We start from the raw sequence: 14122 nt of genomic DNA, 5'->3' as shown, positions 1-14122 counted from the left end.
AGCCAAAGGTAATGCAAACAGCGCCAATGCCAAGGTCCGGTCGGCAAACGACCGACTGGCCCGGATGCAAGAACGCCTCGGTGCAAACGCCGACAAGATCAACGTCAACCGCCAGGGCCGAGGCGTACAACAACTGCGCAGCATGATGCCCGAGCATTTTGGTGCGGCCTTCCTGATCCGCCGTAATCTGGTCACGCCGCAACACTACGTATTCGGCCTGGAAGACCTGCCCGGCAGAGAGTCTCTGCCAAAAACAAGTTACGGCGAATACCTGAGACCCGACGGAACGCCATTTGGCGACATCGCCCCACCGCATCCCTCTTCTATCCGCCTGCCCAAGGGCGACCATCTGGTGCTGGTGATCCCACGCGGCCACAAAACCGCGCAGGTGGTCGGCGACATGAACCGAACGCTCAAAAAAGTTCGGGAAGCAGCAGGCGCGGTGGGTGACGCGGAGCTGGGTCATATTCGGGCGAAGAGCGGATTGAGCGAGGCCATTGAGGGGCTGGATTCGGAGAAGAACAAGGCGGCTTATCGGGTGCTGGGGTCGACACCGTTTTGTCTGGCGGTGTTGATGTTGGAGGTTTGGAATGTGAGTTCGGAATATGAAGCGTTGAGACAAACTGCTAGAGAAAAAAATGATTTGAGAGCAATTGGTGGTATTGGAGGTGCGTACCTGGACTTGGCAATTGCTTTGGAGGCTCTGGCCGTCAAGCTGGCAGGCCAACGATCATCACTATCTATTGCCAGAAAGACGCTATTCAATATCTCCTCGAAAAAGGCGGCTACTTTTTTTGGTGAAACTCTAGCCAAAAAGTTAACTGAAAAAGTGACTGGTCGAATCATAGGTATTTTTTTCTCCGGAGGAATTCTTTCCGTAGTCAATGCTATTGACGCATGGCACGCATGGCAGTGGAACGATCAAGCCCTGTACGGATATTTGCTGATATCTATAGGTGGGCTAGCAGGTTCGCTGGGAACCTTGTTCGGGGCGGCTGCAACGCTCCTCAATCTCACGGTATTGGGCTGGGCCGCATTATTGCTGATAGGCGTGGGCGTAGGAGTGGTTATCTTGCTCAGTTCGACGCCATTGGAGTCATGGTTGGCAAACGGTCCGTTCGGCGAGAGCCATTCAATTGACCGGTATTTACAGGAACCTTCAGAGGCCTTTTACCGGCTGACAAGCCTGCTTGCCGGCATCAGTATCTCAATAGAAAAAAACCCGGTTTATGAGCCACAAGCCGCATTTTATCCTCGCACAGAGATACCGCATGCCATACGTAGCGCGGACACAATCATTCGCCTGCAGAGTCGTTTGCCGGGACTTATCGGCAGTCTCGAAAACCTGAGCATTCACGCTGTCTGCAAGCTGTGCCGGATTACCGAAAGAGCGAATAATCAGGGTGTACCTTATCGCGCAGGAATTGAAATCGCTTACAGATCTGAAGCGCCCAAAGCCCAGCGTCTTCACCTGGACGCATTGGAGTTATTTTTTGCCACGCCAGCTAGTCAAGCTTCACCTACTGGTAGCAGTAGACACTATTACCAATGGGCAGTGAGGGCACAATTCATCTTGACCCGCGGAGGAGAGCAACGCTATTTCCCTGCTCCGCCGATCAAGGACCCGACTCAATATAGCCAAGATTGGGCAACGGCCAACTTTAACAAAATCAACCAGCCATTCTGGGCTGACGAAGAAGCTCACAAGGCCTCTTCCAATGATTGATCCGAATGAGCGCCACTACGAAAGCCTGGCCTACCGACCTGGCAATATTCCCGAGCAGGCATCATTGCGCACGGAGCCATATCACTCTTGCTCGGCCCGACTCCCTTGGGGAAAAACTCAACAGACGACATCAATGAAACTCCTTGAGGAGTCCACCCCAGAAAAAATGAGGATCTGGGAGCAAGTAGCGAAAGAAAAAGAGAAAAACAAAACAGCTGGAACCGATATGCCGGCACTCCATCAAGAAGTCGAACTTCACAATAAGTGTGACCACGAGCATTTCAGATTTGCGCCTCTTCCACGCTGGTCACGGTTTTGGCTGATCTCATTACAACTCGGGAAAGGAGGATTCATCGTGCTCTCCCCTTTCATAGTGCTAGCACACCTGTCTCTGATATCGGTATCCCATAAACCATGGCAGGCGGTAACCGTAGACTTACTTTTAGGGGCCTACCCGTTGTATTTAGGTAGCCCTTTACTGCTTTGGCTTATAGGCCACGTTGTCATTTACCATTTCCCTCTGGTTTGGCTCCGCCCCCCAAAAGGCCCACTCTGGGAGCTTAATCGCAGAACCGGTCTGGTCACTATATTCGACTATAAACGCCATCGAAAAGAAGGTGTGATCGACGAATTCGTTGCGCCTTTTTATGAGTTCGACGCCTACATGACCACCACCCATAATCTTCACGGTCCTACATACGGGCTACTGCTTCAGCATCGCTATGAAGACCGTAAGATCAATTTTCATATGCTGATGAACGCCGACGACTTCCAGCAACGCCCCTGCGCACTCTGGGACTTCCTGCAAAACTACATGGACACCAGCGGCCCGATTCCGGACATTCCACTGTTTGAACCGTACCGGCACCTGGATCCGGTCACTGCCAGCTACGATCAGCAGCGCGGTCGCGACCCTCGCTACTGGGTCGACATGGATGACGCCACGTTCAAGGCCGAGGTTGATACCATGTGGCAGCGGGTTTATGCGATCGATACGTTTAGCCGCCCTAACCTTATGGCGCGGTATGTGGATTACGGGTCATGAGGTGCCATCTCACGCCTGAGGTGGATCTGCGCTCGATGTCACACGCTAGAGAGGCATAGCGCTTTCGGCAAGTGCCCAAATGCGTCGCGGTAGTCTGCATGTCAGCAGCATCACCTGAACGATCCAGACACCACCAGTTTCAAAATAACTCCGAAGGCGGCGGCGTGCCTTTCAACTGCAATGGCTCCGCCGCTGCTGCTCGCGCACGGTTCAAGCTCTGCGTGCAACGCCAACCCTTCTACTGACGGCCCGCCGGTGCAACAGCGCAACCAGAAACAGCGCCGTAACCGACAGCCAGACACTGACCAGCAGCACCGGTTGAGCGTTGTCGTCAGACACCCACTGCGACGCCAGCAACGGTCCGAATGCGCAGCCCAGCAGTTGCATGCCCGGAATGAGCCCTGCTATGCGTCCCGACGGGTCAATATGAAGCGCAATGCGCACTTGAAACGGCGTCAACATCAGGTAGATCAGGGCAAAAAGACCGCACAGGCCCAGAAATACGTTCACGCCCTGATCAGCCGTTACATACATGCCCAGCGCAATGCTCGCCAGGAGCAGTGCGGCGGCGGCCAGCATCGAATAGTCAGGCACCCGGCGCACCAGCAAAATGCCCAGACAGCCGCCCAGGACCTGCATGAACAGCATCGCCGAGACAAGCAATTGCGCCGAGTGCGCATCCAGTCCTGCGTGAATGCCCAACGGTTCCAGGTACGCCCAAAGCCCGCCTACCGCCGAGAGCTGCATGAACACCAGCATCAACAGCAGGACCTGCTTCAGGTTCCATTTGAAGCCTGATGTATCCGGTTGTTTGTCAGGCTGTTGCGGCAGGCGTTTGGGTAGCCAGGCAACGAACAGCACGGAGCCTGCGGTCAGAATTCCAAGAAACACAAAGCCTGCGTAGACGCTTTGATCAGGCAATATCAGGTATGCAAGTGTTGCAGCTATCAGCGCCTGAGCCAGTGTCTGGACCACCATGAACACACCTGCGACCCGATCCGGCGCAGGCCCCTGAACGATCAGGCTCACGGCCCCCCATAACAGTAGCCCCTCGGCCAGTCCCGCCAGCGCACGAGCCGCCGTTAACGGCCCGTCGCCAGTAACATTGGCCGTAACCAGGTCCATTCCGGCTGCGCACAGAATGGCGATTACCGTAAGCAGGCGCAGGTTGAGCATTGACCGCAGCAAATCACCCATTACCACGCCCAGCCCCAGCGCCACGATTTCGCCCATGGCTACCAGCCCTACGCCCTCAAGCGACACGTGGTCTTGCGCCAGTAATTCGCCAAGAAGCAATGGTTGCAGCCCTACCATCAGCACCGCGACAGAGCCCAGTGCCAATGCGGCACTCAAATGCCTGCGAGTTACAGCGGACGACGTTTGCATGGCATACGCCTCTTGAGAAGTTTTAGTAACCGCGGGTTTCTGGTGGGATCTTGCCTTCGGCAAAGCACTGCGCCGCCCGCTTCTCGTCTTTCATCAGCCTTCCGTTGGCGACCAGCACCACCCACCAAGGCAGCAGCGTGAGGTGTGTGCCGCACGCCTTGGCCAGGGTGTAGGCTTTCGCGCATTTCTCGAACAATTCTGCGTTGAGCACCATTCGAGGGCCTGTGGTGCCCATCACAACCGGAGTTCCATCGATAACCGCGGCATTGCCGCCACGCGTCAATGCACATGCCAGGGGCCGGTCAGCACTGGCGGGCGACCCCATGTGGCCTATATGACGCGCCTGCTCATCAAATAGAATCGGCAGGACCCCGCCAAAATCGACAAGGCTTTTTGCAAAGGCCCCACCGCCGATCAGGATCGCGCCGACATCGGCACGAACCCTATAGATCGCCGCGTGGGTCTGGCGCTCGTCCTCTGCGGAATCGGACAACGCGACAGCCTGGGGTGCCAGGTCGTCGAGTTTCCCCAGCCACATGCCCTGTTCGCCTGGCAAGCGCAATGAAATACTGCTGTGTGAGTCCACCTGACCCATCATCCGTTCGCGCAGCTCAAACCACTGTTTTCGAAGTAAATCGCGCATGGTGCTCACCTCACACCCATTGAAAAACGGCGTCAAACCGCTCAAGCGCGTCATCAATGACGTCGTCGGTGTCTGCCAGGCTGGTGTAGATACGGCTGCCCGCGAGGGTGATCAGGCCATGAGCGGTATACGCAGCCCCCATCTCCTCCATCATGTGCTTGCGGGTCTTGGCCTCATTGCGTGCCCTCAGCAGCTTGAGCGGATTACTGGTGTCGAGCAGCAGCACACCGGAAGTCTGCAGATGCACGATAGAGCCCATGTTGTAGGCTACATAGGGCAAGCCACGTCGATTGATGATTTCATCAAGTCCTGCGCGCATGCGGTCGCCCGCCCTGCCCGCTAGCGCCGGCGCATTCAGGCGGCGCGCCTCCAGCAGCGCGTAATAACCGGCGACGCACGACAGCGGGTTGGCCGACAGCGTCCCGCCCACGAACGCCCTTCGGGAAGATGTACCAATGCCACCGGCAAGCAGTTGCATCACGTCTCTGCGTCCGCCAATGGCACCCGCCATCGGGTAGCCTCCCGTCAGGCATTTACCCAGTACCGTGATGTCCGGCATGACATTGAAATAAGCTTGCGCGCCGCCCAGACCCGCACGGAACCCGGTGACTACTTCGTCGAAAATAAGCAGTGCGCCAAATTCGTTACACAGTGCACGCAACTGTCGGTTGAAGTCGGCGTGTACCGGGCGTGTGCCACTTTCCGGGCCAAAGGGTTCGACCATAATCGCTGCAGTGCCGCCACGAAGGCGATTGATCTGCAGCCTGCGGCGTAATGCATCCAGATTATTGGGCGGGCTCTCCTGGGTGTTTGCCGTAGCGCCTCGCGGAATGCCCACCGCCTCCATGCGTCCAGTGCCCGGCAAGCGCATGCCGTAGACCAGTTGATCGCTCCAGCCGTGATAGGCGCCGCCGATTTTGATCACCCACTTCTTGCGGGTGTAGGCGCGTGCCAGACGTACCGCTGCCATCACTGCTTCAGTGCCCGAGCCCAGCAAGCGCAGCATGTCGACACCGGGCATCACTTCACAGACCAGTTCGGCCAGCTTGACCTCGTACTCATGCAGCAAGCCGGTCACCGGCCCGCATTCATCGAGAATACGGTTGACCTGTTCGCGAATGGCCGGGTGATTCGAACCCAACAAAGTGGGGCCACCGGCCTGTAGAAAATCGGTGTAGCGGTTGCCGTCGACATCCGTCAGGTGCGCACCTTTGGCCTGGGCGAAGGCCAGCGGAAACGGATAGTTGAACGCAAGATTGTGTTGCACACCTCCCGGTATGACTTTTTTGGCTGCCTCGGAAAGACGCTTGGAGCCCTGACAGCGCTCGTCGAAATAGCCCATGACCTTGCTCATTGCTTCGCGTTTGATCGGGCGAATGGGCTGCTTCACCAGTTCGTCGAACCGGCGGTAGAGGGAATCGACGTCCGGCCATTGCGATACAGCCGATTCGGGAATTGCAGGCATGCTGGCAGGATCAAGAGGTTTGTTCATGATTGAGTCTCTGAAAAAGTCTGAGGGCTGAGTGCGTGCGAGCTGGAACTGGTCAGGGCATTGATCAGGCGGGCCACTGCAGCGCGTGACTCAGGTTTTCCACGGGTATTGACTTTGATCTGGTTGACAAGATGATCACGACAGAATGTTTCCAGGTCCTCCAGGCGCGTCAGGGTGGTCTCGATATCCGGACCGCAACACAGAACGCCGTGATTGCGCATCAGGTAAACGTTGTGATCCGGCCGGATGGCCCTGCCGAGCTTGCCGGCCAGCCAGCCGGAGCCGGACGGCGCGTAACCCACCAATTGAATGCGTTTGCCCAGCGATTTCCATAGCGGCGGGTAAGGCACGTCCAACGCTTTGCCGAACAATGTGCAAGCGCTGGCCAGGGGTTGGTGGGTGTGGATACTGCAATTGACATCCGGGCGACTGCGCAGGACTTTGGCGTGCAACTCGCTTTCCACCGAAGGCGAACGTTCACCTGACAGTTGCTGCAGATCCTTGAGTCGCAGGACGCAGACATCCTCCGGTCGCATACTGAAATAGTCGGTGGCCGACGGTGTGACCGCGATGTGCAGCGCGTCGATACGCAGCGCAAGGTTGCCGCCGGTGGCGGCGAAGAAGCCGCGGCGTGAGAGGTGCCGCGACAGGTCGACGATCTGTTGTTGGACATTGTTCATGGTGTCGTCTCCTGCGATGGGTTCAACCTGCGATACAGCGGTGCCAGGCGTTTGCGGACTTCCTTGAACGTGGCGAAGCGGTCGTCATACAGGTTTCGGGTTGACCGGGATGGCTCGTACAGTCGATGCGGCCTTTGCAGTGTCGGAAGATCGTTGAACTGCAACTTCCCGAGCGCTACTGCAGCGATGAATGCCGCTCCGCGGGCGTTGGTCTGAATGGGGTTGTGCGGTTGCTGAATGACCCGCCCGCAGACATCGGCCATGATCTGGCACCACACATCCGATTGCGCTCCGCCGCCGGTGGCGACGATGATTCCGCTCGACTGGCCGATAAACCGCGAGAACGGCTCCAGCATCCAGCGCGTGTTATGGGCAACGCCTTCCATGAAGGCCCGGATAATGTCTTCCCTGGAATGTTCGAGTTTCAGGTTGATCAAGCCGGCACGCAGGCTCGGATCACCAACCGGGGAGCGTTCGCCACACAGCCATGGCGTGTAGATCAACCCCCGCGAACCCGGCGGCACGCGCGCTGCGATACGGTCAAGCAAGGCATATACATCCGGCTGTTGTTCGTCGCTCAACAGCTCATCCGGGTGGTAAAGCACCTTGTCACGCAGAAACGACAGGTTCGCGCCTGCAGCCGATTGCATGGCCATTGCCAGATAACGGCCCTTGACCGCACTGGGAACCGCAGCAATATGGTGACGAACACTGGATTTCTTGAACGGTACATGAGCACCTACCCAGGACGAGGTGCCCAGGTAAAGGTGTGGAGCAAAGTCACGTACCGTGGCACCAACAGCCACTGCCGAAGTGTCTACGGCACCCGCAACCACAGGCGTGGATCGAGGTAGCCCCAGTACATCCGCCAGCTCGGGTTTCAATGTGCCAATGACTTCGGTCGAGCCCACCAGCTCAGGCAGTTTGCCAGCGTCGATGCCCAGCGCCCTTATCAGCCCGTCATCGTAGCGAATGCGGTGAGGGTCCCTGTTGTCGGTAATCCAGGCGGTCAGCATCGAGTCGCCCGTCGCACAGTAACGACCCGACAACCGCATGTTCATGTAGTCGAGCACATTCAGGAACTTGTGGGTCTTTTCATACCGTGCAGGGTCATGATCAAGGATGTAGGCCATGTGCCCGGCCGAGTCCATCCCGGACAGAGACGCCACCCCGCCTGTCAGTCGCAACGAACGCCAGAGCTTGAGTGGCCCGTAGCCGCCCAGATTGCACCAGCCTCCGCCCATTCGCTGTTTGATGGAGTCGGCGCCGCGCTTGTCCAGCCACAGCAGTGCCCGGCCAATCGCGGCCCCATTGCGGTCGACACAGACCGTGCCTTCGCTTTGCGTGGAGCAACACATGGCCACGACCTGACGACGTCTGAGCGGGTCGGCTCCCAGTAACTCGTTGGTGCCAAGCAGGAAAGCATTCCACCAGTCCTCCGGTTCCTGCTCTGCACTCAAGCCACTGACATGCAACGGCACACCGTGAAATGCCCAGGCCCGGATATCTCCCTCCATGGAGACCAGTGCGCACTTGCAGCCGGACGTTCCCAGGTCAATCGCGAGGACGAGTTGCTCCAGGCCGGTAACCGCCTCAGGCGTCCGGGAAATGAAAAGCGAAGTCATAAAGGTCTACTCAGAATGTGCGGGAAATCGACGCCACCCAGCGATTGCCATCCGTGGTTCGCACATGTCCGTCGTCTTCGGCCATATACAGCTCACGCGCCCGGGTCTTGGTAGTCACCCAGTCGAGTCCCCAGTCAAAGCCCCACCAGTGATGGACCAGACCTACGCCGTAGTCAGCGAAGTTCGCTTCCGAAAAGTTGGCGATCTGCTGATAACCGGCGTGCAGTTTGAGGTTGGTATTAATGCCCAGCGCGTATTTATAATCCAGGTCATACAACATGCTGCCTCGGGAGTTCTGGTCACCCTTGGCGTAGCATTCCAGCCTTTGGTCGGGTCCTCACGGAACTGCAATTGCGCACCGCACACGCCACCGCTGTTGGCGCCCCGGTAGTTCTTCGACAGAACCCTGGCAATTCGGCCTTCAAGTGCTCCATAACCGATTTCCAGCACGGCGAACTGACTGTTGTAATTGGTCGTGTGCTCATCGCCCGCCGTGAAGGTCTCGAAATCGAAGCGATTGGGCGCTTTGAACTGAGCCCCCGGAAACATCTCCGCCGCCAGCCCCACACCATAGTGCCAGGCATCGGGATCGCCAAAGCGATAACCCCCTGCGAGCAGCACTCCCAGACCATCACCGTCGAGGAACTGCTTCTTGCTGACCGTAGAAAATTCGGCAAGCGCAACCAGGCCTGTTTCATGAGCGACCTGAATGGTTACTCTGGCCCCCGGACGATTCAGGGAATCGGAAATGCCGCGGGTGCGAATGTCCGAACTGGCCTTGGCGGTGATATCCACCGCGTAGCTCGACATTTCATCTGCAATAGCCAGGGTGCTGCCTGCTGCGGAGCACAAAGCTGCAGCCATTACATAGCGAGTTGTATAAGTGCGCATGATTCTCTCCCACGCTGAAGGGCCGGATTTACAATTTGCAAACCGGGGCAGGAGGCAGTGTTGCGATACGCTCGAATTGCTCTGTCTTGCCGAGAACTTCGGTGCCGACAAAAGCCCTTACATTGAGGCGTCCGTCCTTGACCCGGACAGCGCCCTTATATTTTTTCTGATCACGGGGGTCGTACACCCAGCCATCGCGCCAGGCATCCTGGTCATAGCGGGTCAGCTGTAGAATCTGTACACCGCAGTCACTCGACGTCGAGGCAACATCCTTGACCCAGACAACCTGCCCGCAGATGGCGCCTGCCTTGTCTGCGCAGTCGTCAAGCTTGACCACGGCGTCTTTTTCCGCCGTCAACCAAAGGCCCTTTGCCTCCAGCGGTCCCGCAGCAGCATGAATACCGGTGGAGCACATCAGAACAGAAGAGAGGAAAAGCCATTGCCGTGCGTTCATAGCGTCACCTTTTTTTATTTTTTGTTTTAACAGACCGTCACACTAACGACGCTTCAGTTATGATAGTCATCGCTACACGATAGTTATAGCTATCATTTTATCGTGGAGCAACTGTTTTTTTCGACCGTCCTGCTGACGCCCCACTCTTTTTTGACAGGTACTTATGGCCAGGCTGAAAACTGAACCCTTTCCTGCGCAGGTCGCAGGCAAAACCGCCGAGCGCAAGAAGCTGCCTGCGCAGCAACGCGCTACTGAAACCTACGAACGTATTCTGGTCGCCACCGCAAACACCTTGTGCGAAGTCGGTATAGAGCGCTTGTCGACCAATCTGGTGTGCGAACGGGCAGGCCTTACACCGCCAGCGCTGTACCGCTATTTCCCCAATAAGTACGCGCTGTTGACGGTTCTTGGCGAACGTTTGCTGGAGAAGCAGAACGAGCGGATTGATCACTGGATCACCCCCGAGCTGATCGCAGGTACGCCGCAGGCTCTGGAGCAGGCGCTTGCCGAACTGATTCTGGATACTTACCGGGTTACCGAAGCCACGCTGGGCGGCATGTGGACGCTGAAGGCTTTAAGGGCGGTTCCTGCGCTGGAGCATGTGCGGCTCGACTCTCACCGCAGGGTGTCCAAGGCCCAGGCCGCTATCATTGCCAGCGCTATTCCCGAGGCTGATCCCAAGCAGATAGCTATGGTTGCCCGTGTGGCGGTCGAGATGATTCACGCCACCATCGAATTGCTGTTCGATGAGCCTCTCGACCCGGCGAAGACCTGCGCCATGGTAGCGGCAATGATCGTCAGCCATCTGGATCGCCTTGATCCCGAACCTGCACCTGACAAATGAGTACGCGAGAACAGGTTGACCGTTTTGGCCGCTTGAACCGGCCGGATCGCCCCTTCATCGGTTGGCGATGGTTCTGTACGGTTACGTGAGCCAGAACGTAATCGCAACACTGCATCTATCTTATAAAAATACGCAGCCACAGGAGCAGCTTCATGAATCAGCCCGCAAGGATCACGCCCACTACGCCGTCTCCCGCTACGGGGCTAACCGAGCTGTTCGAGGCGCAGAAAGCTGCAGTTCGCGCGCAAGGGGTGCCTTCCTACGCTCAACGAATCGCCGACCTCAACGCCATTCTGCGGGTGGTCAGCGACAATCAGGACAGGTTGCTTGAAGCGGTCAGCGCAGACTTCGGCAACCGCTCCTTCGCTGAAACCAGGCTCGGCGAGCTGATGCCTGTCATCAACGGCATCAAGCACATTCGCTCGCATCTCAAGGCGTGGATGCGGCCCTCCCGACGCAAGGTGGGTATTGTTTTCAAGCCCGCGACTGCCAGGGTCATTTATCAGCCGCTGGGCGTAGTCGGTATTCTCGCGCCCTGGAACTATCCGCTGACGCTGACGCTGGTGCCCTTGATAGAGGCACTGGCAGCGGGCAACCGGGTGATGATCAAACCTTCGGAATTGACCCCCAGAACCTCTGAGCTGCTCCGGCAATTGCTGGGTGAAACATTCTCTGCCGAGCAGGTCACAGTGGTCACGGGAGATGCCCTGCTGGCAAGCCAGTTCAGTGAACTGCCCTTTGACCACCTGGTGTTCACCGGGTCGACCTATGTAGGTCGCCATGTCATGGCGGCGGCTGCGCGTAACCTGACGCCGGTGACACTGGAGCTGGGCGGCAAATCACCGGTAGTGATCTGCGAGGACTATTCGATTAAAAAAGCGGCACGGATGCTTGCTATCGGCAAACTGTTCAACGCTGGGCAGACCTGCGTCGCACCCGACTACATACTGGTCCCGCGCGAACATGTAAACAGTTTTGCCGGCGAGTGGCTGGCCGCCGCGAAAAAACTTTATCCGACACTCGAAGGTAACCCGGACTACACCTCGATCATCTCCCAGCGCCACCACGACCGCCTCGTGAGCATGGCCAACCAGGCCATCTCAAAGGGGGCGAAAGCATGGCAACACGGTGCGCCGGTGTCGACCCTCGAACGTAAAATTGCGCCCATGGCGCTCACGGATGTACCGCTCGATGCGGACCTGATGCAGGAAGAGATTTTTGGTCCGCTGCTGCCGATACTTGCCTATGACTCCCTGGATGAAGCCATAGCCTTCATCAATGATCGCCCCGCGCCTCTGGCCCTTTACTGTTTTTCCAACGACCAGACGTCCGTGAATCAGGTGCTGAACCGGACACAATCCGGTGGTGTGACCATTAATGGCACCATGCTGCACGCGACTCAGGATGATCTGCCGTTCGGCGGCGTCGGGCAAAGTGGCACTGGGGCCTATCACGGCTATGAGGGCTTCGTTCGTCTGTCCCATGCACGCGGTGTTCTCACGTTGAGTCGCTTCAACATGTCTGACAAGGTCTCGGCACCTTATGGACGGCTGACACGCCTTGTAACCCGCTTCATGCTCGGCAAATAGACGCTTGCCGAGCAACCGCGTCAGGCGACAGGACGTCGCCCCGGCTCGATATGCCCGCCTGCCCTGCCTTTCGCACCGCCAACGATAATCACTGTTTGTGATGACTCATTATTTATGTAACATCAGATCGTTATTCTTGGCTCACTTCAACTAGCCGTGTTCTAAGAGGCATCTAACGCGGGCATCTAGCGGCCACATCACCCACGGCCAAGTTGATGTGACCGCTGTTTGCGTTTAACGTCTAAGCTAGTGTCAGCATTTCTGAAATCATGGATGACTCAATGCCACACACACTACTACCCCACATAGGCAGGGCCATAGCCAGCATCGGCAGCGGCCATTTTTCCAGCATGTTCCACAAGCTTATCGATACTCAGCTTGCCGTGGATGCCACCCACCTCTCCTCACTGCCCCAGCCATGGCAAACGTTGCCCGCGTCGGCACCCACGGTTTTCAACGAAACGGTGACATCCTCACCCGGCACCCTGCTGCTCAGCGACTCGATCCATCTTTATCCCGCGCAGGCCTCGGAGAACTTCAGCTGCAAGATAACCGTCTTCAGGGCGCTGCCTGCGCATGAGTTTTCGGACAATGAACGTCGTCAGCTAAGCACTATCTCTCCGCTTTTATTCTCGATACTCGAAAGACATGTCAATGCCTTGCAAATGACAATGATCACTGTCGAACCGAAAAAAACCGAAAGCGTTGAAGAGCGTTTTCATGACCGGTTGCGCGAAACAGGTCAGACATTGTCCGAGCGGGAAATGCAGGTGTGCATCGGTTTGCTCGCCGGTCATACCGCAATCGAACAGGCCGAACGGCTTGCGCTCAAGGTCAATACGGTAGGCAGTTACCAGCGCCGCGCCGCCATCAAACTGGGCATCAGCGGTCGGCACTCGCTGATGCGCTGGATGTATGGCTCATCGGAAAGCGCTTGTTCAGCCTGTTGAAAAACTTTCAAGAGCGCAATAGGTAGCCAATGCCACAGGACGGGGCGATATCGATCACCCCGCCCATGCCGCCTTACCGCCGGTAGCGCTGGCCTGGCTTGTGGCCTGCCTGTCCTGTCAAACGGTTCATTGCGTTTCTCCCACGCCAATTGCCAATCCGTCGTACCACCAGGCCGCCAGACTGTAAACGTCTGGTGCCTTGAGGACGCTGAAGTGATTGCCCGGTCCCTGCCATAGCGTCAGCTGCGGCATCAGGTGTTGCCACCCTGTTGCAGATGACGCCTGCTCGAGCTGATTGTCCAGAGCATCCAGTTGCGGATCATCCACCAGCACCAGGCTGGCCCTGCCGCTGTAGCCTCCCGGCTCTGGGCGATAGACAGTCCGTATGGCGCTGGCAAACGTACGAACAATCCCTTGCAGTGCCTGTGCTGCCAAACGCGGTGGCAACAGCCCGACGCGCACCATGGCCTGTTGCAGGAGGTGCAGTTGAGTGTCTCCATCGCTGTCGGCAAACACTTGAGGGTCGATTTCCAGGCTTCTGCCAGCGGACAACTGCAGCGCTTCGATCAGCCGCTCCAGCACTGCCGTCGCGGTATAGGGCTTGCTGCGCAGTCCGTCGCCACCAGGCGCTTCGCTGTCGATCAGGGTCAGCGAGACAACCTCGCGACCACGAGCCTGAAGCTTGACGGCCATGGCATGCGCCGCCCAGCCACCAAAGGAATGCCCAACCAGATGCAATGGGCCGTGTGGATACATTGCTTCGATGGCTTGCACATGGCTCTGCGCTGCAGCTTCCA

The 14122-nt window shown here is 57.4% G+C and carries 11 protein-coding genes and 2 pseudogenes (1 of these 13 cut by a window edge); 5 read left to right on the top strand and 8 right to left on the bottom strand.

From position 1 onward, the window contains the following. Both RYA97_RS04065 and RYA97_RS04060 read left to right on the top strand, forming a co-directional pair. A pseudogene (locus RYA97_RS04065) lies at positions 1–1726 on the top strand (hypothetical protein); the annotation flags it as partial. Positions 1727–1859: 133 nt separating this feature from the next. Further along, entirely contained in the window at positions 1860–2771 is a 912-nt protein-coding gene (locus RYA97_RS04060) for a hypothetical protein (RefSeq protein ID WP_410478502.1), read from the top strand. A gap of 210 nt (positions 2772–2981) precedes the next feature. On the opposite strand, the gene RYA97_RS04055 is transcribed toward RYA97_RS04060, so the two are convergent. The 7 genes and pseudogenes from RYA97_RS04055 to RYA97_RS04025 all read right to left on the bottom strand — a co-directional run bounded on the left by RYA97_RS04055 (position 2982) and on the right by RYA97_RS04025 (position 9942). Further along, a complete protein-coding gene (locus RYA97_RS04055; RefSeq protein ID WP_316891936.1) occupies positions 2982–4157 on the bottom strand; it encodes an MFS transporter in 1176 nt (391 codons plus the stop codon). Between the two features lie 22 nt (positions 4158–4179). Further along, a complete protein-coding gene (locus RYA97_RS04050) occupies positions 4180–4800 on the bottom strand; it encodes a hypothetical protein (protein WP_316891935.1) in 621 nt (206 codons plus the stop codon). A 10-nt stretch (positions 4801–4810) separates the two neighbouring features. Continuing rightward, complete coding sequence (locus RYA97_RS04045) at positions 4811–6292, bottom strand: aspartate aminotransferase family protein (RefSeq protein WP_117139544.1); 1482 nt, start codon at positions 6290–6292, stop codon at positions 4811–4813. Then, positions 6289–6972, bottom strand: coding sequence for a class II aldolase/adducin family protein (locus RYA97_RS04040; protein WP_016981327.1), 684 nt, complete (start codon positions 6970–6972; stop codon positions 6289–6291). The genes RYA97_RS04045 and RYA97_RS04040 overlap by 4 nt, the downstream gene beginning before the upstream one ends. Further along, positions 6969–8597: an FGGY-family carbohydrate kinase gene (locus tag RYA97_RS04035; protein WP_316891934.1), complete on the bottom strand. Its 1629-nt coding sequence runs from the start codon at positions 8595–8597 to the stop codon at positions 6969–6971. The genes RYA97_RS04040 and RYA97_RS04035 overlap by 4 nt, the downstream gene beginning before the upstream one ends. Positions 8598–8607: 10 nt before the next feature. Beyond that, positions 8608–9488: pseudogene (locus RYA97_RS04030) on the bottom strand (TorF family putative porin). Positions 9489–9516: 28 nt separating this feature from the next. Further along, entirely contained in the window at positions 9517–9942 is a 426-nt protein-coding gene (locus RYA97_RS04025) for a DUF2147 domain-containing protein (protein ID WP_219171629.1), read from the bottom strand. Positions 9943–10105: 163 nt separating this feature from the next. Here RYA97_RS04025 and RYA97_RS04020 point away from each other — a divergent pair, with 163 nt between their 5' ends. The 3 genes from RYA97_RS04020 (at position 10106) to RYA97_RS04010 (ending at position 13325) form a co-directional block, all read left to right on the top strand. Next, the gene (locus RYA97_RS04020; RefSeq protein ID WP_005777396.1) at positions 10106–10786 is read left to right on the top strand and encodes a TetR/AcrR family transcriptional regulator; all 681 of its coding nucleotides are present in this window, start codon (positions 10106–10108) and stop codon (positions 10784–10786) included. Between the two features lie 152 nt (positions 10787–10938). Further along, complete coding sequence (locus RYA97_RS04015; RefSeq protein ID WP_316891933.1) at positions 10939–12375, top strand: coniferyl aldehyde dehydrogenase; 1437 nt, start codon at positions 10939–10941, stop codon at positions 12373–12375. Positions 12376–12656: 281 nt separating this feature from the next. Continuing rightward, the gene (locus tag RYA97_RS04010) at positions 12657–13325 is read left to right on the top strand and encodes a helix-turn-helix transcriptional regulator (RefSeq protein WP_042915731.1); all 669 of its coding nucleotides are present in this window, start codon (positions 12657–12659) and stop codon (positions 13323–13325) included. Positions 13326–13451: 126 nt separating this feature from the next. On the opposite strand, the gene RYA97_RS04005 is transcribed toward RYA97_RS04010, so the two are convergent. Continuing rightward, on the bottom strand, positions 13452–14122 hold the final stretch of the coding sequence (locus tag RYA97_RS04005; protein ID WP_316891932.1) for a non-ribosomal peptide synthetase. Its footprint extends 17116 nt past the window's final position; only the last 671 of its 17787 coding nucleotides appear in the window; the start codon falls outside the window, past its right edge; the stop codon is at positions 13452–13454.

Origin of the sequence: Pseudomonas syringae group sp. 26L6 (genome assembly GCF_032587815.1) — a bacterium.
GTDB classification, from domain to species: Bacteria; Pseudomonadota; Gammaproteobacteria; order Pseudomonadales; family Pseudomonadaceae; genus Aquipseudomonas; species Aquipseudomonas amygdali.
This window is presented reverse-complemented; position numbering and strand designations above follow the sequence as displayed.